Annotated in this window: 17 protein-coding genes; all 17 read left to right on the top strand. The window is 68.5% G+C overall.

Annotation, left to right across the window (positions count from 1 at the left end; genetic code table 11):
- The first annotated feature begins 3 nt into the window (after positions 1-3).
- The 17 genes from ACIO6U_RS02605 (at position 4) to ACIO6U_RS02525 (ending at position 21,369) form a co-directional block, all read left to right on the top strand.
- Positions 4-516, top strand: coding sequence for a hypothetical protein (locus tag ACIO6U_RS02605; protein WP_401715006.1), 513 nt, complete (start codon positions 4-6; stop codon positions 514-516).
- 38 nt (positions 517-554) lie between these two features.
- A complete protein-coding gene (locus ACIO6U_RS02600; protein WP_401715004.1) occupies positions 555-875 on the top strand; it encodes a hypothetical protein in 321 nt (106 codons plus the stop codon).
- Positions 794-2,083: a phage terminase large subunit gene (terL, locus tag ACIO6U_RS02595; protein ID WP_401715825.1), complete on the top strand. Its 1,290-nt coding sequence runs from the start codon at positions 794-796 to the stop codon at positions 2,081-2,083. The genes ACIO6U_RS02600 and terL overlap by 82 nt, the downstream gene beginning before the upstream one ends.
- Positions 2,084-2,418: 335 nt before the next feature.
- Positions 2,419-5,139, top strand: coding sequence for a phage minor head protein (locus ACIO6U_RS02590; protein WP_401715002.1), 2,721 nt, complete (start codon positions 2,419-2,421; stop codon positions 5,137-5,139).
- Positions 5,140-5,165: 26 nt separating this feature from the next.
- Complete coding sequence (locus tag ACIO6U_RS02585) at positions 5,166-6,920, top strand: hypothetical protein (RefSeq protein WP_401715000.1); 1,755 nt, start codon at positions 5,166-5,168, stop codon at positions 6,918-6,920.
- A 63-nt stretch (positions 6,921-6,983) separates the two neighbouring features.
- Complete coding sequence (locus ACIO6U_RS02580) at positions 6,984-8,705, top strand: hypothetical protein (protein ID WP_401714998.1); 1,722 nt, start codon at positions 6,984-6,986, stop codon at positions 8,703-8,705.
- Positions 8,706-8,779: 74 nt separating this feature from the next.
- Complete coding sequence (locus ACIO6U_RS02575; RefSeq protein WP_355344977.1) at positions 8,780-9,046, top strand: hypothetical protein; 267 nt, start codon at positions 8,780-8,782, stop codon at positions 9,044-9,046.
- Positions 9,047-9,048: 2 nt separating this feature from the next.
- Positions 9,049-9,285, top strand: coding sequence for a hypothetical protein (locus ACIO6U_RS02570; protein ID WP_401714996.1), 237 nt, complete (start codon positions 9,049-9,051; stop codon positions 9,283-9,285).
- 26 nt (positions 9,286-9,311) lie between these two features.
- On the top strand, positions 9,312-10,193 hold the full coding sequence (locus tag ACIO6U_RS02565; RefSeq protein WP_401714994.1) for a hypothetical protein: 882 nt from the start codon (positions 9,312-9,314) through the stop codon (positions 10,191-10,193).
- A complete protein-coding gene (locus ACIO6U_RS02560) occupies positions 10,190-10,726 on the top strand; it encodes a hypothetical protein (protein WP_401714992.1) in 537 nt (178 codons plus the stop codon). Before ACIO6U_RS02565 ends, ACIO6U_RS02560 begins: the two co-directional genes overlap by 4 nt.
- 32 nt (positions 10,727-10,758) lie before the next feature.
- Complete coding sequence (locus ACIO6U_RS02555) at positions 10,759-11,115, top strand: hypothetical protein (protein ID WP_401714990.1); 357 nt, start codon at positions 10,759-10,761, stop codon at positions 11,113-11,115.
- A 3-nt stretch (positions 11,116-11,118) separates the two neighbouring features.
- Positions 11,119-12,366: a hypothetical protein gene (locus ACIO6U_RS02550; RefSeq protein WP_401714988.1), complete on the top strand. Its 1,248-nt coding sequence runs from the start codon at positions 11,119-11,121 to the stop codon at positions 12,364-12,366.
- Positions 12,367-12,400: 34 nt separating this feature from the next.
- Positions 12,401-12,769 carry a hypothetical protein gene (locus ACIO6U_RS02545; protein WP_401714986.1) on the top strand — a complete coding sequence of 123 codons (369 nt, stop codon included), beginning with the start codon at positions 12,401-12,403 and terminating at the stop codon, positions 12,767-12,769.
- A 227-nt stretch (positions 12,770-12,996) separates the two neighbouring features.
- Complete coding sequence (locus tag ACIO6U_RS02540) at positions 12,997-13,461, top strand: hypothetical protein (protein WP_401714984.1); 465 nt, start codon at positions 12,997-12,999, stop codon at positions 13,459-13,461.
- 114 nt (positions 13,462-13,575) lie between these two features.
- Positions 13,576-17,427, top strand: a complete 3,852-nt coding sequence (locus ACIO6U_RS02535; RefSeq protein ID WP_401714982.1) for a phage tail tape measure protein — start codon at positions 13,576-13,578, stop codon at positions 17,425-17,427.
- A 9-nt stretch (positions 17,428-17,436) separates the two neighbouring features.
- Positions 17,437-20,823: a hypothetical protein gene (locus ACIO6U_RS02530; RefSeq protein ID WP_401714980.1), complete on the top strand. Its 3,387-nt coding sequence runs from the start codon at positions 17,437-17,439 to the stop codon at positions 20,821-20,823.
- A gap of 12 nt (positions 20,824-20,835) precedes the next feature.
- A complete protein-coding gene (locus ACIO6U_RS02525) occupies positions 20,836-21,369 on the top strand; it encodes a hypothetical protein (RefSeq protein ID WP_401714978.1) in 534 nt (177 codons plus the stop codon).
- Positions 21,370-21,504 lie beyond the last annotated feature (135 nt).

Raw genomic sequence — 21,504 nt, 5'->3', positions numbered from 1 at the left:
ACCATGACCGCCTCCCGCGGGAAACGCGCCGCCACCGCCGAACGCCGCACCAAGCTCATCAACGCCCGCCTCGAAGGACGCCTCTTCGAGGACATCTGGGAGGAACTCGGCTACTCCAGCCGCAGCGCGGCCACGAAGGACTTCTGCCGCGCCTTCGAAATCCGCCTCACTGAACAGCGCACCAGCGTCGAGGTGTACCGGGAAGTCGAACTCACCCGGCTCGATCAACTCACACTCGAAGCGATCAACGTCCTGCGCACCCAGCACTACGCGATCACCCCCTCGGGAAAAGTCGGCCGGCATCCCGACACGGAGGAAGTCCTTATCGATGACGGGCCGACACTGGCGGCAATCGATCGACTCCTCAAGATCCAGGACCGGCGGGCCAAGCTCCTCGGCCTCGACAAGCCCCTCAAGGTTCAGATGCTCACGATGGACCAGGTCGACGCGGAGATCGAACGTCTGTCGGCTGAACTCAACAGCGCCCCGCCCGTCCAAGAAGAACCAGTCGACTAGCGACGGCGCGAGGAACCACCGGAAGCGGGAGGCGCCCAATGCTGGACACCTCCACCGCATCACCCCTCCTCGAAGCGAAACTTGAACGGCTCCGGGAACTCAGGAGACTCCAGGCCGAACTGCAGCAGCGGCAGCGCGATGAGCGCCGGCGCCAGCGGTACGCCGCAGGCAACCACTCCACCCCTGGCTCCTTGGCCCGCGCCATGGATCCGCGGACCGTGCAGACTGCGGCCCTCAATCTGCTCGACAGCAGCCTCGTGGACGTTGCTGCGGGCGACTGCAAGCGCCTGATCTTTTCGATGCCGCCGCAAGAGGGAAAAGCGAACGCGTCAGCCGCCGGTTCCCTCTGTGGCTGCTGACGCGGAACCCGGACCTGCGCATCGCGATCGTGTCCTACGAGCTGGGCGTGGCCCGGCGCTGGGGCCGAGTGATCCGAAACGACATCGGCGGGCATCCCGAGCTGGGACTGACCGTCCGGCGCGACACCTCAGCGGCCCACGAGTGGCAGCTCGACGGTGCCATCGGCGGCGTCTACTCTGCGGGCATCGGCGGCGCACTCACCGGGCGTCCCGTCGACATCCTGATCATTGACGACCCCCTCAAGGGCCGCAAAGAAGCCGATTCGCCGACCTACCGGCAGGCGTGCTGGGACTTCTGGACCGGCACCGCCCGCACCCGCTTCTCCCCGGACACCGCAGTCGTCGTGGTGCAGACCCGCTGGCACGAAGACGACCTGTCCGGACGCCTGCTGTCCGGTGCGTCCGCTGGCGACTGGCGGTACATCAACATCCCCGCCCAGGCTGAAGACCACGACGACCCGCTCGGTCGGTCGCCGGGTGAGTACCTCACCTCGGCCCGAGGGCGCACCCCCAAGGACTGGGAAGACACCCGTCGGGATGTGGGCGCCGCTACCTGGGCCAGCCTCTACCAGGGGCGCCCGGCACCGGCCGAGGGCGGGCTGTTCAAACGGTCCAACTGGCGGTGGTACGGGGCCCCCAAGTGGTCCCGGCGCAGCGACGGAACGAACTCGGTCCACGGCGCGGACGAGATCATCCAGTCCTGGGACATGGCGTTCAAGGACACCAAGGGCTCCGACTTCGTTGTCGGCCAGGTGTGGGCCCGCTTCGGCGCCGAGGTGTACCTGCTGGACCAGATCCGCGACCGCCTCGACTTCCCCGCGACATGTCGGGCCGTACAGGCCCTGTCGGCGAAGTGGCCGCAGGCCAACGCCAAGCTCGTCGAGGACAAAGCCAACGGTCCAGCGGTCATTGCACAGCTCCGTGCCAAGGTGCCGGGCCTGATCGCGGTCAACCCGAAAGACTCGAAGTACGCGCGCGCCTCAGCGGTCAGCCCGTTCCAGGAAGCGGGGAACGTCTACCTGCCCGAGCCGTCCATGGCCCCGTGGATCGACGACTTCATCGTCGAACACAGCAGCTTCCCGAACTCGTCCCACGACGACCAGGTCGACGGCACCAGCCAGGCACTGTCCCGGCTGCTGATCACCGACAATTCCGCCGCCCAGGCCATGGACTGGCTGCGGCAGATGCGTGAAGCCGACGGCGCATGAGAGTTACAGGCCCGCGATGTCCGCTGATGCCATCACGGCGCGACTGATCACCACGTTGCGAAGGACTACGGGTCCGTCGATGCCCGTGGCTGGGCCTACGTGCACGTAGGCCGTGTCTGAAGCCCACACCCATCGCCCATTTGGGAGATCCAGGTTGGGCGCAGCGCGCTCCGCTAGGGCCATCACGGAAACCGAGTCGACCGGATAGTCGATGGTGACGGCGGAAGCCGGCCAGAAGCCGTCGCCGTCCCCATGCTGGCAGTAGCCGCTGGGGCCCATTGCAGGGCATTTCTGTACGTCCATCTCCCCACTGAACCATAGCCAGGGGGTGTGCCGTGGCCCGCTGGCGTGACTTCTTCCGGCGCAGCAACCCCGACGTCACGAAGGCCGTCAGCCCGGCCACCACCCCGGCGGCGACGTTCACTGCCGCGCAGGTCGCATCCGTCGCCAACGCCGCCGCCCGCGGCGGCCAGCAGGTCACCGGCATGGCCGTACCGCTGCCGCGCACCGACCCGCAGGTCGCCTTCGGACCCGGCGTACCCCTGTTCCCGGCCGCAATCGACCCGCCCCGGCCCGACACCGGCAGACCCGAACCGCGCTTCAACGAATACCCGGTCACCAGCAACCTGCCCGGCGTCAGCGACCGCCTCGTGCCATGGAAGGTGCTGCGCGACGCCGCCGACGCCGGAGGACTGCCGCGCCGCTGCATCGAGATCCGCAAGGCCGAGGTCACCACCCTCGACTGGGCTGTCACCATCACCAAGCAGGCCGTCGAAGCCGAACAGCACCACACCGACAAACCCCGCTCCGAAGTCGAGGGCGCCCTGCGGGAACGCCTGTCCGGCGACATCGCGCGCTGCACCCGCTTCTGGGAGCAGCCCGACCCCGGTCAAGGAGAGTCCTTCGCCGAATGGCTCGGCAAACTCCTCGAAGAACAGCTCGTCCTCGACGCGGTCGCGATCTACCCGAGGCTCACCTACGGCGGTGACCTGTACGCCCTGGAAATCCTCGACGGCTCCACCATCAAAGTGCTACGCGACCACCGCGGCGGGCGGCCCGCACCGCCGGACCCGGCATTCCAGCAGCTCCTGTGGGGTTTCCCCCGCGGCGAGTTCATCGCCGACACCGATGCGGACGGCACCGTCCTCGCCGGGTACGCCTCGGACCGCCTGGTGTACAAGCGCCGCAACGTGCGCGCCCACACCCCCTACGGGTACTCCGCAGTCGAGCAGGCCCTCGAAGACGTCGATGTGTGGCTGCGCCGCCGCAAGTGGATCCGCGACGAATACACCGAGGGCACCCTCCCCACCGGGTGGATCACCTCCAACGGGCAGTCCCAGTGGACACCGCAGCAGGTCCGCGAGTACGAAACCGACCTCAACGACACATACTCCGGGGGCACCGCGGCACGCCACCGGCTCCGGGTCCTGCCGCCCGGCATGGACCTGGAAACCCAGGGCGACGTCGCCGAGAGGTACAAGCCCGAGTACGACCTGTTCCTCGTCAAGCAGATCGCCGCGCACTTCGACGTGACCATCGCAGAGCTTGGCTTCACCGAGACCGGCGGCCTCGGCTCCACCGGCTGGCACGAGGGCCAGGCGGACGTCCAGCAGCGCAAGGCCACACTCCCGACGCTCCGCTGGCTGCAGCAGCTCCTCACCGACGTCTCCCGCAAGCACCTGGGCATGCCGGCGGAGCTGGAGTTCCGGTTCCTCGGCCTCGAAGAGGAAGACGCGGCAGCGGCGGACGCGGTGGCCGGCGCCCGCCTCAAGGACGGCCGGATCACCCGCAACGAGGACCGTGACCGCATGGGCATGCCCCGGTTTGATTTCCCTGAGGCGGACATGCCGATGGTGCAGACCGGGCGCGGTCTCGTTTTCCTCAACGGCGCAGCGAAGCTGGCGCCCCCCGGCGAAGTGGTCGGTCCGGTACTGGGGCCGCCGCAGGCGGACGCCGACGCGGACGGCGTCCTCGACGCCCCGCACGGCCCCGACACCGACGTCAGGAAGCCTGGGGCATCCGGGGAGAGTAACGGCCCGGCTGGTGATGACGGCGACCGCGAGGAAGCGGTGAAAGCGGAGCTTGCCGCGTACCGCAGATGGGCCCGGAAGAACCCGCACCCGGCGCGGAACTTCGCGTTCACCACTGTGACCAAGGCCGACGCGCCGCACATCCCCCACACGGCAGTCACCTTCGCGGAAGCGGGGGACACCGGCCCAAAAGTGCCTGACCTCCACTCGGCGCGGCAATGGCCGGGATGGGGGCCAGACCAAACCGCCGTCACCTACTGGACACCCGTGATCCGCAGCGCCATGCGGGCAGCGGCCGACACGCGGCGGATCGCAGAAATGTGGCTTGCCGAACGACTCGTCACGAAGACCGACGAGCCGGACCCCGACACTGCCACAAGCCTCAACTCGGACGCCGACACCGCCATCACCCCGCAGCACGACGCGGCAGGATGGCTCACGGCACGGGGCATCACCCTCATCGAGGCACTCGTCATCATCCGGGACCTCCGCTCCGAGGGGTATGTGATCGGCGAACGCTCAGCGCAAGCCGTCCTCACCGCCCACGCCACCCTCGACTGGTCCAACTGGAAACCAGGCGATCCCACCGCAGCGCGCCTCACCCGCACCCCCGAGGCACTGCGGGCGCTCCTCGACGAAGCAGGCATCACCATCCGCTCCGTCGCGGCCACCAGGCTCGGCAAACTCGCGGAAGCTCTCTCCGACGCGCTCGCGAAGGGCAGCAGCGCGGACAGCCTCGCCCGCGAACTCCGCGGAATCCTCGACGATCCGGCCTGGGCAGAACGCGTCGCCGTCACCGAAATCGCCCGCGGAGTGTCTGCCGCGACGGTGGCCACCTATCAGGCCAACGGCATCGCAGAGGCGTCGTGGCTCACGGCCGTCGACCAGCGCGTCTGCGAGAAGTGCCTCGACAACGAAGGAACCGGGCCCCTTCCCGTCGGCTCCGCGTTCCCCAGCGGCGTCCGCTACCCGCCCGCACACCCGTCGTGCCGCTGCACCCTCTACCCCGAAACCGGCACCACCTGAGCCGCACCCGCGCGGAAGGAGAACACGTGCCCGACATCTCATACGCGTGGGCGCCCATCACGAAGATGGAGAAAGCCGACGACGGCACCCTGCTCGTGTACGGGCCCGCCGCGTCACCCGACCTGGACCGGGACCAGCAGCGGCTGAACGCCGACTGGCTCGACCAGGCAATGCCTGCCTGGTTCAGCCAGGGCGGCAACGTCCGCGAGCAGCATGACGGCAAGCGCGCGGTGGGTGTCGGTGTCGGCCTTTCCAAGGCGGACGGCGACCTGCACATGCTCGCGGCCCGCATCGTCGACCCCGTCGCAGTCCTGAAGTGCGAACACGGCGTCCTCAAGGGGTTCTCCGTCGGCATCAAGAACCCCAAGATCACCTTGGGGAAGGCTGACGCACCCGGCGGGGAGATCGTCGGCGGCGACATCATCGAGGTGTCCGTCGTCGACCGGCCCTGCAACCCCACCACGCTCTTCGAGATCGCCAAGGCCGACGGGATCGGCGGCGACCTGGAAGTGGTCGACGGGGCGCACGTCACCGAGAAGTCCGACGCTGAAGCGTTCGGTCTGCTCCCCGAGGTGTACGACCGCCTCCCAGCCCCGGTGAAGGAAGCTCTCACCGCCCTCGCAGCCGGGGGCGCCACCGTGTCGGCGGAGACCGTCAAGACCGACGACGGCAACCCCGAGACTGCGTCGCCGTCGCTCGTCATCCGGCTGCACGGCGCATCCGTCTCCGAAGAGATGGCGCACGGCCTGACCGACGCGAGTGCAGCCGAACTCGACAAGGCCGATCTGTCTGCGGCCGGACGCAAGAAGGCTGCCGCCTCGGGTGCGGCGATGAGCGACGGCAGCTACCCGATCAGCACCAAGGCGGACCTGCGGAAGGCCGTCAAGGCCGTGGGCCGCGGCGGCGCCGATCACAACAAGATCCGCGCACACATCGTCAAGCGGGCGAAGGCCCTCGGACTGGAGGCCCTGGTGCCCGACAACTGGAACCCCGACGGCTCGATCAAGGCCGCGAAGGCCGACGAGCCCGACGCGGAGGCCGTGGCGAAGGCCGAGGAGATCCTCCGCAACGTGCGTGCCGTCGTCCCCGACCTCGTCAAGGCCGACGACGGCGCCGAAGGCGGGGACATCGCCAGCGCCGAATCCGCTATCGCCTGCATCGCCAAGCTCATCATCGCCGAAGCCGAGTCGCTGGCCATGGGCAACCTCAACGAGGCCATGGACATCAGCCTCCTCCTCGATGCCGTCCGCTCCCTGGCCTGGTTCAAGGCCCGCGAAGAGTCCGAGCAGGACGGCGACGGCGACGCGGACATGGGCTTGGCCGACCAGCCCGACATCACCAAGACCGACACCCCCGAAGCCCCGGCGCGGCCCGCCGCAGAACCGGCCGCCGAGCCCGAGGCCCCCCAGACCACCACCGAAGGCGAGCCCGCAGCGAGCGAGCCGCCCGCCGACGCAGTGACGAAGGCCGACGTGGCCGAACTGCTCAAGGCCGCAGTCGCAGAGGTCACGGAAGCCGCACAGGAGCGCGAGAAGGCGCTCGCGGCGGAGCTGACGAAGGCGCAGCAGGCCATCGAGGAGTTCCGGGCGCTGCCCACCCCAGGCGGACCCGCACTCACTCGCACCTCTGCACAGCAGGCAACCGCACGCGGCGGCGACGCCGACCTCCTGCGGCAGGAAGCCGCGGCCCTCAAGGCCAAGGCCGACCAGGTCTCCGACCGTGACCTGCGCGACGGCTACCTGGACCGGGCCAAGGCCCTCCTCGTCAAGGCCGACGCCTGAGCCTGCCCCTCCACCAACTCCGGCCCCCGCTCCTGGGGGCCTTTCGTATGAAAGGGGCCCGTCGTGGCTCTGCCCAAGGCCGAAGTTCTCTTCGGTGATTCCCCCGAGGCCCCGCAGCTCTCCAAGGCCGAGGTGTCCACCCGCTTCGACGAGCTGATGTCAGCCGTCGATACCGCCCCGACCCGCGTGCTGGGCCCGCAGGATGTCGTGAAGGCGTTCACCGAAGGCCGCGGCATCAGCTTCGACCAGCGCCCCACCACCGCCTACGGTGCACTGACCAAGGCCCTGGACGCCCCCGACATCATCAAGGGGCTGTCCCCGGAGGCCCTGGCGTCGGTGACGGCGGCGCTGACCGACCTCAAGTCCCAGCAGCCCGACCTCGTCAAGGACATCTCCACCACCTCGCCGCTGAGCTCCGGCCTGGTGGCGTTCGACCTCGAAGCCCCCGCAAAGATGCTCACGCCGCGGCCGACGCCGCTGCGCAACCGCATCCCGCGGAAGAAGGGCATCGGCCTGTCCCACCGCTTCAAGGTCATCTCCGGGTTCACCGGAACCGGCACCGGCGGCGTCGGCAACATCCACCCCGGCATCCAGGACAGCACCCAGACGAACTTCGCCCCGTCCGGTGCGGCCAACAGCCTGAACTACGCGCGCGGCCCGAAGATCAGCTACGCCGGGTACGACAAGAACGTGTCGTACAGCCAGTTCTCCGTGTCCGACGCGGTGACCTGGTCCGCGCAGTACGCCGGACAGGGCTACCAGGACATCCGGCAGCTCTCCCGCACCAGCCTCCTGTACTCCAGCATGCTGCTGGAAGAGCGCATGATGCTCATGGGCCGCGGCACGAGCGGCAACGGGTTCCTCGGGGCGCTCGCAGCCCCGACCGGCGTGACGGCCACCGCCCGGTCCGCAGCAGGCTCCGAGGTCGGCATCTCCGGTGCCACCACCAGCCTGTACATCAAGGTCACCTCAGACGCGGGCGACTTCGGGCAGTCCGTTCTCACCTCCGCCGCCACCGTCGCCGTCACCAACGGGCAGGTCGTCGACGTCACCGCCGTCCTCCCCAGCGGCGCGACCGGCATGCGCGTGTACGTCTCCACCGGAGCCTCCGACCCCGGAGACGGCTCCCGCTGGTACGCAGGCCGGTCCGGATACAACACCTTCACCATCCAGGGTGCGCTGCCCACCTCCGGCACCGCCGCAAGCGCCGTCACCGCCGACACCACCGCCTACGCGGCCGGATACGACGGCATCCTGCCGATCTGCACCGGAGCAGACTCCGGGTACGTGAACCGTCTCAACGGCGTCCTCAGCACCGCGAACCCGGGCGTGGAGTGGCAGAACGCTTTCGTCGCCCTCTACACCGCGGTGAAGGCGGACCCGGACCGCACCCTGCTCAACGGCGCGGACCGCAAGCAGCTCAGCGACTCGCTGAAGACCGCGACGTCGTCCAACTACCGGATGACCCTCACCCAGGACCAGCTCACCGGTGTGACCATCGGCGATGTCGTCAACACGATCATCAACGAGGTCACGGGCAAGGGTGTCGCCGTCGAGGTCCACCCGTGGATGCCGCAGGGCAGCTCGGTGATCCTGTCCGACAGCCTCCCCATCCCGGACTCCCAGGTCTCCGATGTGTGGGCGGTCTTCAATGTGCAGGACCTCATGGGCATCGACTGGCCCGTCAGTCAGTTCGCCTTCGAGTCCAGCAGCTACTGGTTCGGGGCGATGCTGTGCTACGCCCCCGCCTGGAACGGTGCCATCACCGGCATCAAGGCCGCGTAGCCCCTACCTCCTGCGGCCCCGCCCGAGGGTGCGGGGCCGCAGGAGCAACCCTCAACGCCCTCCCGGAGGACGACATGGCGCGACTGTGCCTGCCCGACAGTGCCGTGCGCGGCATCGACATCCAGGGCGCCCAGACCGGCACGACCACCGCGTACACCGCCGGGCGTGACGGCACAGTGACCGTCGACAACGCCCAGCACGAACGCGCCCTGCGCGAGTACGGGGCGTTCCCGGCGAACCTCGGCGGCCGGGTTCGCGGCGGATACCGCTGCGCCGACTGCGGATTCGCCGCATTCATCAAGACCTGCGGCCGCTGCGGCGGCACCTGCGAGAAGGAGTAGGCATGCCCCCGCGCAAGCGCGCAGAGACCAAGCCCGACGACCCCGCCACCCCGGAAGACACAACGGACCCGGCCGCTGACGGCGACAGCAAAGAGCCGGAGGCCACCCCGGCCGAACCCGACAAGAGCGACCTCCAGCCGGTCGGGCAGCCGTGCCCCGCATGCTTCCCCAACGGCTGGGCCGACGGCGCCTTCGCGCACGGCTGCGAACACGGCACCTGGGCCCGCAACAACACCTGACCACCAACCAGCAGGAGGTGAGCGCCGTGCCTGCAACGCCCTACGTGTCCGCCGCAGCGTTCCGCGCCCACCCCACCTACCTCGACACCGACGGCCTGCGCCCCGGCGACCCCGACCCGGACGCCCAGACAGCAGCCCTCGTCACTCTCCTGACGGAGGCCAGCAGTTGGGCCGACGGCATCTGCGACCAGCCGCTCGGCGCGCACATCCGCACCCAACGCCGCCGGGCAGTCGTCGACCGCGCAGGAAACCTCAAATTCCACGCCGACCACACACCTGTCATCAGCGTGATCAGCGTCGGATACGGCCTCACCCCAGTCGCACTCACCACCCTCGACGGAGCCGGGGCCTGGGTTGAGGACGACGCGAACATCATCATGCCCATCGGCGGAATGAACACCGCATGGTCGGGGTCGCTCCAGTTCGGGCTGCCCCTGTCCGGCGACGTCTTCGTGCAGAGCGTGACCGCCGCGGGCTTCGTCGCCACCGTACTGGCAGCCGACTCGGCAGCAGGGTCCAGCACTCTGACCGTGCTGGACCCGACAGGCATCATTCCGGGCGGCGAGTACCGCATCTGGCAGCCCGGCGCTGAGGAGACGGTCACCGTGTCGCCCACCTGGGTACCGCCCGCGGCGACGGCCCCCCCGGTGCCGACTCCCGTTGACCTGGCCGCGCCGACCGCCTTCGCCCACGAGGCTGCCCACGACTTCTCCGGGATGCCCGCCGAAATGCGCAACGCCATCGTCCAGTACGTCACAGCCACCCTGATGCGACCCGACTCGACAGCCGAGGACGAGTTCCCGAACACCGGCCTCGGCTCGGACACCCGGCGCAACGACCCCCGCAACGGGTCCGGCCTCATCGCAGCCGCCGCCCGCACCCTGGCCTCCTACGGCAGAGTCAGATGAGCATCCAGACCGCCCTCGACGGCATCTGCCGCTACTTCGGCGGCCCCTACGACCCCGACACCCGCACCTACCGGTCGTCACCGCTCCAAAGCGCCGGCGTCGGGGTGGTGCGCCGCGCCTGGGCGAGCGACGACAGACTCAGCGACTATTTCCACGGCCTGGACGCCGGGGCGCGCACCGGCGTCCAGATCATCGTGTTCATCCCACGGCACAACGAACACCGGATCGCACTCGGCGGTGCCACGAACGGCATGAAGCAGTGCACCTACGAAGTGCAGTTGTGCTGCTACATCCGCTCCCGGACCCCGTATGCCGAGGACGCCCAGGACGACGTGTACGCGCTCCGAGACGCGATTGCCCAGCACATGCGCGAAGACCGCACTCTCGGTCAGGCCGTCTTCCAGGCCGGTGAACACATCGACGGCGGCGCCGACGGCCTCGATTTCACCTACGGGCAGTCCGAGACCAAAGCCGGGCTCACCAAGTCCTACCTCGAAGTGGCCTTCGCCGCAGTCGAGTTCGTCAACGCCTGACCCGCCTCATTTCTCTCCTCGCGGAGTTCGCCATGCCCACCAGCAAGACCAGCAAGGACCCCGCCGAGGAAGCCGCGGCGGAAAGCCCCCAGACGCACACCACCGCCCCCGGCCAGTCCGCAGACGCCGACGATGCCGGAACCGGCCCAGAGCCCGGCGTCTATGAGTACACACACGGCGCCGACTGCGTGTACCCGCAGGTGCCCCTCACCGCCCGAGCGGCGAACCCCGGCCGCCCCGAGAGCGAAGGCGACCCCGGCGAATCCCCCGTCACAGCCACCGTCTTCAACTGGCCGTTCGGCCCACCGGACGACGGCCGCTGGACCACCACCCGCAAGAAGCCCAACCAGGCCGCCGACAACGACCCGGCCCCGTCCAGTGAGGAGTGACCGGTGAGCACCCCTGTGACCTACGCCCCGGCCAAACAGTTCGTCGGCATCGCCAGCGAAGCCGTCCAGGGCACGCCTGTCGCCATGACCGCCACGGTCCTGGTGGACGACGTGAAACCCAAGGACAATCCGACATGGCTGGACGACAAGTCGTGGCGCGGCAGCATGGCCACCGACAGCTTCGCAAAGATCCAGGGAGTGAAGTCCGGCGAACTCGAACTCGGCGGACCCGCCTACGGTGACGGCCTCGGCCATTTCCTGCGGAACATCCTCGGCGACCGGTCGGCGGTGGGCACCTCCACCGGCAGCGGCGGCACCACCCTCGCCTCAACGGCTGCCGTCGGCGCCACGTCGATCAGCGCGACGGCGACGATTCCCAACGGCACCCCCCTCCAGATCGGCAGCGGTGCCACCGCAGAGGTCTTCACCACCGGCACCCCCACCGGCTCGGGCCCGTACACGATCCCGCTGGCCACACCCACGGGCGGCCTGCTTTTCCAGCACGCGTCGTCGCAGGCCCTTCAGCCTGTCACCGGGCCGTACACCCACACCCACAGCCTCCTCAACTCCGGCACCGGGCAGCCGATCTCCCACACGATCACGCACTTCCTCGGCCCCACCGCCACCTCGGGCGCCCGCCAGTACCCCGGCGCCTGCTTCTCCGAGGTCGGCCTGAAGTGGAACGCCGAGAGCGAGCTCCTGACGTGGTCCGGGAAGGCCACGACCTACCCTTCGGTGCCCCTCGGGTCGATGCCGACCGCGGCCCCGTCCACAGTGCTCCCGGTCGCGTCGTGGCGGATGCTCGTCGGCATCGGCGGCCCCGCATCCGGCGGCACCCTGGTCAACACCAGCACCGACGGCGAACTGACCATCACCCGCGAACTGGCGCCGTACTACACGGCCAACGGCTCCCAGACGCCGTACATCATCCAGCGAGGCGGCGTCACCGTCGCGGGCAAACTGAACTTCGTCGCCGCCGACGAATCCCCGCTGCTGTACATGCTCAACAACACGCAGCCGTCCCTGCAGCTCCTCCTCGACAACGGGCTCACCGGGACGAGCAAGGTGGTCTTCCAGATCGACCTGGGCATCGCCGCATTCACCGAGGTCGAACCCGACGGGACGAAAACCGCCGTCGAGTACAGCACCAGCTTCAACGCGGTCCTCAACACCGCCAACGCGGGCGGCTCGGGCGGCTACAGCCCCTGCAAGATCTCCGTCACCAACAACATCGCCCCCGGCACCTTCTAGCCCCGGCGTTCCCACACCCTCATCGGAGCACCCCATGTCCACCACCGAACGCATCACCCTGCCCTCCGGCGCCTGGATTCAGCTCAAGGACGCCAGGACCCTGCGCCGCGGCGACAAGAAGAAGGCCATGGCCAACGTCAACGGCGAGGGCGACAAGCTCCTCGCCATGGCCTACGAGATGACGGACGGCCTCCTCGCCGTTCTCGTCATCGACTGGTCCTACGACCTGCCGCTGCCGTCGCAGTCCCTGGAGTCCCTGGACCTCCTGCCGATCGAGGACGACGACGCCCTGATGAAGGCCATCGAACCCGCCCGCGCCGTGATCTTCCCCGAGCCGGCGAACCCAGCCGACCCCAAGCAGATCGCTGACCCGGCGTCCCCTACCGAGCCCTCCGCCGCCTGAGAGCGCGTCTGGAGGGGCATGAAGTTCCCGCCGGTCACCCGGTCACCGCGCTCGATGAAGCGTGGACCTACTACTGGTACGCCGAAAAGTTCGGGTGGACTCCCGGCCAGGTTGATGAGCTGCCCGCATGGCTCGACACGCCATTCGCGGTCATCGGGCGGGAAGTGGACCGGGTGCAGGAGCGTGCTAACCGCCGGGCCATGGAAGATGCCGAGAAGGGGTGACCCATGGCCGGAGGCGGCATCCGCATCGAGGGCCTCACGGAACTCACCGCGGCCATGGCCCGCACCGTGAAACTCGCGGATGCCGCAACACGGGTCGCTACTGCGAAAGGCGCCCATGCTCTCGAAGGGGAGATCAAGAAGACCCTGACCGCGCGCAGCCACCGGAAGGGGACCCCGACACCGTCGGGCCCCGGTGAGCCGCCCGCACTGGTCACCGGGACTCTCCGCCGGTCTGTGACCGTCAAAGGCCCCCTGCCTGCCGGAAGGGGCCGGTGGGAGGCCCAGATCGGGCCGACCGCCGTCTACGGGCGCATCCAGGGGCTCGGAGGCGTCACCGGGCGCGGAGGCACCACCACGCTGCCCGCACGCCCTTACGTGCGGCCCACCTTCGAGCGCGCCGTCGCATCCGGCCTCCTGGCTGGCATCTACCACCAGGCGTGGCTCGCCGCGTTGTCGAAGGCCCGCTGACCCGCCACCGGCAGACAGCTCACCCAGCCGAGGGGAGACGTCATGTCGGGAGGTGCCCTCCTTCCCCCGGTCGTAGCCCGCCTGATGGGCGACATCAGCCACTACCGGGCGGAAATGGCCGAGGCCACCAGGATCGCGGACACCTCGGGCAGCCGGATCCGGGCCAGCGGCGCGAAGATCGCCGCAGCGACGGCGAAATTCGGCAAGCAGGTGTCGCTCATCGGTGTGGGCGTGGCCGCCGTGTCGGTGAAGATGGCGGGCGACTTCCAGGCGCAGACGATGGTGCTGCACACGGCTGCGGGCGAGTCGGTGAAGGGCCTGGCCACGGTCCGCAAGGGCATCCTCGACATCGCCAAGGGCACCGGTACCGACTGGCACAACCTGACCGACGGCATGTACCAGGTCGAGAAGGCCGGTCTTCGCGGTGCCGACGGCCTGAAAGTCCTCAAAGCGGCGGCGCAGGGTGCGCGCGAGGAGAACGCGTCCCTGGAGTCGGTCACCAACGCCATGACCAGCGTCATGGCCTCGTATCACCTGAAGGCCAGCGACTCCGTCCGGGTCATGAACGGCCTCAAAACGGCTGCGGGCGAAGGCAAAATGACCATGGAGGAATTCGCCTCTTCCCTCTCCACGGTCATCCCCATCGCCTCCGCGAACAAGATCAGCTTCGGTGAGGTCAGCGGGGCGATCGCCACCCTCACGCAGCACGGCACCTCCGCCCGCGAGGCCACCCAGGAACTGTCCAACACCATCCGGAATCTGGCCGCGCCCAACAACGTCGCAGTCGTCGAAATGCAGCGCCTCGGCCTGTCATCAGTAGACATCTCCACCAAGCTGGGCAAGCGCGGCCTGACCGGCACCCTGGACCTCCTGTCGCAGACAGTCCTTCAGAAAATGGGACCGTCAGGGACCGTCCTGATGTCGACATTCAACAAGTCCAAGCAGGCCGCCGCCGACGCGGACACCATGGTCAAGGCCATGCCCTCGAGCCTCCACAAACTGGCGGACTCCTACGCCAAGGGCACCATCAACCTCGGCGACTGGCGGCAGACCCTCAAGACACTGCCACCAGCACAAGCGAATCTCCTGTCGCAGTACGCGACACTGCAGAACCGCAGCAACGGCTTCAGCGCCGAACTCAAGCGCGGCGGCCCCGCAGCACAGACCTACACAGAGGCGATCAAGAAACTCACCGGCGGCGCGACCGGCCTCAACACCACCCTCCAGCTCACCGGGGAAAACACCGACGGCTTCAAGGACCGCGTCAACAAGGTCTCCGCATCCTTCACCCACGCCTCCAAAGACGTTGAGGGCTGGGACGCCACCTCCAAACTCTTCAACGTACAACTGGCCAAAGCCAAGCAGACGATCTCCGTACTGGCCATCGAGATCGGCACAAAACTCATCCCCGTACTCACCGCCGCAACCGCATGGCTCGGCCAGCACAAGAACGCCGCTCTCGCCCTCGCCAGTGTCATCGGCGGCATCCTCACCTTGTCCGTCGTCGCATACGTCGGCAAACTCATATGGGGCGCGGGGAAAGCCGTCGCCGCCTTCGCGAAAATAGGCGTGACAGCCGTCACGGCGGGCGCGAACGTCGTCCGCGGGTTCGCCTCCGCAGAGTTCGCCGCGTCCGAGGCGTCCGGCCGGGCCGGAACCTTCGGCGGGGCGCTGCGCCGAAGCTTCACCTCCGCAGGTGCGGGCATCAAGTCGGCCCTGGACACGATCCGCCTGCGCGGCATGTACGCCATGGACGGCATCAAAGCCGGTGCGGCATCCGCCCGGGCCGGCGCCGTGAGCGCGTTCACCACCATGCGCCTCCAGGCCATGTACGCCTGGCAGGGCGCACAGAGCGGGGCGCGGAAGGCTGCGAGCGCCGCCGCAGACTTCGGCCGCCGCATGGCAACCGCCGCGGCCACTGCGGGCAAGAGCGCCTGGACCGGCATAGTCAGCGGTGCCAAATCCACCGCGACAGCGCTCCGCGCCGCGTCGGTTGCGGCCCTCGAATTCTCCAAGAGCATGCTGGCGTCCGCTGTGGCCGGACTGCGCGCCGCAGCAGCGTGGACCCTCCAGAAGGTCCAGCTCATTGCGACGACGATCGCGGAGAAGGCCGCCGCTTTGGCGCAGTGGGCGCTGAACATCGCCATGGACGCCAACCCGATCATGCTGATCGTCCTCGCCCTTGCGGCGGTCGTCGCCGGACTGGTCTACGCCTACACGCACTTCGCGTGGTTCCGCACCGGGGTGCAGGCCGCGTTCGGTGCGATCACCACCGCAGTCATGGCCGTGGTCGGATTCGTCCGCGCGCACTGGCTGCCCATCGTCCTGATCATCACCGGACCCATCGGCATCGCCGTCGCCGTCGTAGTGAGGTACTGGCGCCAGATCAGCGGCGCCTTCACCTCAACGATCAGCGCCGTGACGGGCTTCGTGCGCGCCCACTGGCCGCTGCTCGTCGGACTGCTAGGCGGACCCATCGGTATCGCCGCCGCCCTGATCATCCACTACTGGGGGTCCATCAGCAGAGGCTTCTCCGCCGCCTACCACGCCGTTGCGGGGGTCGGCTCGACACTCGTCGAGTGGGCCCGCAGCCTGCCTGGCCGGATCCTAGGCGCCGTGGCCGCCCTGGGCGGGCGCCTCTCGTCGTGGGCGACGTCGGCGTTCGGGCGGGCCAAGACGGCAGCGGTGACAACAGCAACCAGCCTGGTGTCCTGGGCCCGCGGCCTGCCGGGGCGAGTCGTCAGCGCGGTGGGCTCCCTCGGCACCCTCCTCTACGGCGCCGGACAGGATCTCATCCGCGGCCTCACGAACGGCATCGAGTCGATGACGGGCTCCCTGATGAGCAAAGTGAAGGGGCTCGGGCACTCGGCGGCCTCGGAGTTCAAGAGCGTCCTCGGAATTCAGTCGCCGTCCAGGGTTTTCCGGCAGCTCGGCGCCTACGTCATCCACGGCCTGGTCCAGGGACTGACCGGGTCCACGGCGAATGTCCGCGCCGCCGCCAAGCGCATCGCAAGTGACCTGTATGTCGACTTCGGGTCGAGCCACAAGAGGCTCCAGCAGTTGGTCGGGCGTGAGAACGCCCAGTTGCTGAAGCTTGCGTCGCAGCGGGACTCCGTGGCCAGCCGCCTGAAGTCGGCCCAGAAGAAGCTGTCGGACCTGAAGAAAGCCTGGACCGACGAACGGGGCAGCGTCGCTTCGGGAATCATGCAGAACGCGTCGATCATCACGGCCAGTCCGGATGAAGGCCGCGCGGTCGCCACCACCGACATCCTCGCGCAGATGCGGCAGCGCGTTCAGGCCGCCAAGGACTTCGCCAGTGAACTGAACCAGCTCCGCAAGAAGGGCTTGCGGAGCGACCTCCTTCAGCAGCTCGCAGCAGCCGGTGTCGATCAGGGCGGTGCCACCGCACTGGCGCTTTCCGCAGGCAACGGTGCGCAGATCGCCGAGATGAACCGCCTCCAGGCCAGCCTGTCATCGGCGGCGAACTCCACTGGAGCCGCCGTCGCGGACAGCATGTACGGGGCCGGGATCAAGTCCGCTCAGGGCATCGTGAAGGGCCTTCAGTCGCAGGAGAAGGCGATCGAAGCGCAGATGCTGCGCATCGCCAGATCCATGCAGGCGGCCATCAAGAAAGCCCTGGGGATCAAGTCGCCCTCTGCGGTGATGGCCCGGCTCGGCGACTACACCGCCCAGGGAATGGCCGTCGGCATCAACCGGTCCACCAAGCACGCCGCCATCGCGGCACAGGGCCTCGCGATGGCCGTCCAGCAGGGCGCAAGCCTCACCGGCGCCGGACCGGCCGTAGCGCCGCGTGACACCGGAATGGTCGTCCACCACCACTACCACGCCGATGTGCAGGTCACGGGCTCTGTCGTGACGGAGAAGAAGCTCATCGACGTGGTCACGAAGGGGCTCCAGCAGGGGGGCACCCGGAACTCATCCACGTATGTCCCGTACAAGCGCTGAGGAGACGTCGTGGCCAAGATCGAAACCCTGGTCGACTCGTTCACGACGGGAACCATCAACACTGCCCTGTGGTCATCGGTGACGGCAGGGGCGGTGGCGTTCGACACCGTCAACTGCCAGGTGTCCCTGGCGCACCCCACCACCGGGGCCACGAACATATTCGGCAGCAACAACGTGTACGACGCCCGCGGCTCCGCGGTCTATGCGCAGGTCACCCCTGCGGCGAACGGCAACGGCGGCACCCGCAGCATCATGCGGGTCCGGCTCGACACGAACAACGCCGTCACGATACGGCTCGACGGCGGAGCCTTCCGGCAGACCCTTCAGGTGGCGGGCACTCTCACCTCGGTGACACTGCCCGCCTACGACCCGCACCTGCACCGCTGGTGGCGGCTCCGGGAATCCGGCGGGGTGTTCTTCGCCGACACTTCCCCGGACGGCCTCACCTGGACGAACCAGTCGTCGATGGCGTACCCGTGGGACGCATCCGCAACGTTGTTCCGCTTCGAGACACAGGCCACCAGCACCGAAGTCGCGGGCAACGCCATGACCGTGGCGCACGTCGGCACCCGAACCGGCGGGCAATTCAACAACAACTGGCCGCAAGCCGAGTTCGGCGCCGGGCTCTTCTGGGGCGCGAACGGCGGCACCGTCCCCCGCGACTACTACGTAGACATCACCCAGCGCACACAGGGCTCGGTATCGGTCTCCCGCGGACGCCAGTACGAGAGCGACCAGGTGCGGTCGGGCGAAGAGCAGGTCACCCTCACCAACGCGGACGGACTCCTAGACCCGACCGGCACCGGCCCGTATGCAGGGCACATCCAGCCGGATCAGCCGACGCGCGTGAGGGCACAGTGGCCTCCGTCGCCGAACCTGCTCTCTCAGGGAATCGCCTTGGGCGGCGCTGGCGTCGCGGCGGGCACCATCGTGCCCACCATTGCGCTCGACCTGGCGACAGACACGGACCTGTCCGGCGGCAGCGTCGTCAACACGTCATCGGCTTGGATGGGCACGTCGGTCACGCAGTTCCTGGTCACGACGAACGCCGCACCTGGGCTGCGGATCGTCCACAGTGGTCAGGTCGCGGTACTGCCGGGTCAGGCGTACACGGTGCAGATGCGGGTCCGGGACGTGACCGCGTCAACGAGCCTGCAAGTGAAGCCGTTCCTCGGCTGGGTGGGGTCCGCTTCGCAGGTCCCCTCGTCGTACACCTACGGCAGCACCGCCACCCTGACGGGCTCGGCCACCGCAGGCTGGACGTACCTGACCGTCTCCGGCACGGCTCCGGCCGGGGTGTACGGCATGGACGTCGGCGTCGCGGTAGCCACAACCGCAACCGCGAACTGCACTATCCAGACGGACGGCTGGCAACTGGAGAAGGGCCTGACCGCCTCCCCGTGGGCAATGCCGGGCGCCTGGTACGGGTGGTTCGCCGGGTTCACCGGCGACTACGCCTCGTCCTGGTCCATGTCCGGAACCTACGGGACCGTCGGGCCACCGGCGGCGGACGCGTTCAGTCTCCTGTCGCAGCAAGAGCTGCAAGACGCCCTCACTATGGAAATCAACTCCCACACCCCGACGTTCCTGTACCGGCTGGACGACCCGGCTGGCGTCGCATCAGCCACGGATCAGACAGGGACATACCCTGCGGCGCCAGTCGTCGCGGGCAAGAACGGTGCTGGTGCCTGGTCGTTCGGAAACGCGATCACGGCGACGAGCCCGTCCGGGGTGTACACCGGTTCGACGGGCACCGTGGCCACCGTCGCCAACGCAGGCAGCGGATCGGGGGCTGCGAATGCGGCAACGTTCCTGTCATTGACGCAGGCGGGCATCAAGGGGCCCCAGACCAGCCCCTACTCCCGCATGATCGCGTTCCGGTACACCGGCCCGACACCCACCACCGAGACCGACCTGTGGGTGGCGCTGGACAATCGGCACGCCCAGAACCCCAGCGGCCAGTTGCGCCTGTTCATCAACAGCGCGGGCAAAGTCAACCTCTTCACCAGTTCCTTCGCGGTCGGCGGCGCCACCCTCACCTCCACTGCGAGCGTGCTGGACGGCAACTGGCATCTGGCCGTGTTCGGCAACCAGGCGGGCGGGGCGGGGACGGTGTTCCTGTCGCTCGACGGCAGCTACACGTCGAGCGCATCCGGCATCAGCGTGTTCCCGCGCGATGTCGTCTCCGACAGCGTGGCCGCGTTCGTGGACGGCGCGAACGGCAACTACACCAGCAACACGTTCAGCGGCAGCATCAGTTTCGTCGGGGAGTTCCCGTCAATCCTCACCGGCACTGACTGCACCAACCTGTACACGGCCTGGTCGGCGGCATGCGCAGGAGAGTCCACGGACGCCCGGTACGCGCGGATCCTCCGCTACGCCGGGTACACCGGGCCCACCTCAATCCAGAGCGGGCTGACCACCAGCATGGGCCCTGCCGCAATCGACGGGCAGGACGCGGTCACCGCACTCGGCGACGTTGTCACCACTGAGAATGGCGCGCACTTCGTTGACGGCAGCGGCGGGGTCACCTTTTTGTCCCGCGCCGCCCGCTACAACGCGTTCGCGCCCGCTGTGACGTTCGGGGAGCGAACCGACCTGGGGGAGTGGCCGTACGAAGACCTCAAGCCGGTCTACGACAGCACGCACCTCGGCAACGTGGTCACGTTCACGCAGGCCAGCACTGGTCAGACGTTCAACGCGCGCGACGCCGCATCGATCGCGGCGCACTTCCCGAAGACCATCACCCGCACCGTCAACGCCAGCAGCGCCCTCGAAGTGCAGGACGCCGCCGCCTACGCCCTGTCCCGGTACAAAGCCCCCGTCAACCGCATCAGCAGCCTCGTACTGCACCCGGCGGCGAATCCGGCGATGTGGGCCATGTGCCTGTCCCTGGAGCTCGGCACCCGCGTCCGGGTAATGCGACGGCCCCCCGGCGTGGCGGCGATCCAGGTCGACTGCTTCGTCGAGAACCTGGCCTGGTCCTGGGACGACAAGGCGGATGCGACCCTCACCCTCCAGTGCTCCCCGGCCGACCTCACCCCATACGCCCGGTTCGCAGCCTGGCACACCACTGCGGCATCAAGCATTGCGACCGGCGCCACGAGCATCACCGTCAAGGCATCCCAGGACAACACGAACCCGCTGAGCACGCAGCTCTTTGCAGGCCAGCAGCTCAAGCTGGAACCCGGTGTCGTCAACGCCGAAACCGTCACCGTCGCCGCAGTCGGCGCCACATCGCCAGGCTGGACGACCGCGGTCATCACCCTCACCGCACCCACCGTGAAGGCGCACGCGGCGGGCACAGTCGTCTGCGAGCTGCTGCCCGCCGGGTTCACCGACCCCACCACCTGGGACTCCGTCTCCCAGTTCGACGCCACTGTGTTCGCCTACTGAGAGGAGCGCGCTGTGGCCCGCATCCCGCCGGTCATGCCCACCGAGGCCCCCGGCAACTACAACACCGGCAGCCTCTTCAACGCGACGACGAAGGCCCTGGGAGACTTCCTCACCAACCCGCCCCGCTACAAGGGCTACGCCACCAGCGCCCAGGCCCTCCTGTCCGGCACCACGCTCGTGCCGATCACCCTCGACACCGACGACTACGACACCGACGGCGGACACTCCACCACCACCAACACGTCCCGGTACGTGTGCCGAGTCGCAGGCACGTACACCATCACCGGCTGCCTCGGCTTCAACTCCTCGGCGACAGGCAACCGGGGCGCTGGCATCACCATCAACGGCACCTCGGCCAGGGGCTCAATCACCCAGCAGGGCGGCATAGCCAGCAACTCCTGGTGCGCCATCGTGACCTGTGACGCCGTCCTTGCGATCGGCGACTACGTCGAACTCGTCGGGTGGCAGACCTCCGGCGGGTCCCTCAACACTGCCGTGACGGCTGCATTCGGGCCTTCGCTGACCTTGAAATGGATTGCCGCCTGATCGCCCGCCCACCTCACCACCCACGCCCCGTGCCGCTGGCCGGGGCTCTCTCATGCCCGGAGGACCACCGTATGCACGTTGAGCTGTTGCCGGAGACGGGCGCGGGTCCACGCCTGGGCCGGCATGTCGAGCATG

This window comes from Streptomyces sp. NPDC087422, from assembly GCF_044744145.1.
Classification (GTDB): domain Bacteria; phylum Actinomycetota; class Actinomycetes; order Streptomycetales; family Streptomycetaceae; genus Actinacidiphila.
The sequence above is the reverse complement of the archived record's forward strand: the minus strand, read 5'-3'. Positions and strand labels throughout refer to the sequence as shown.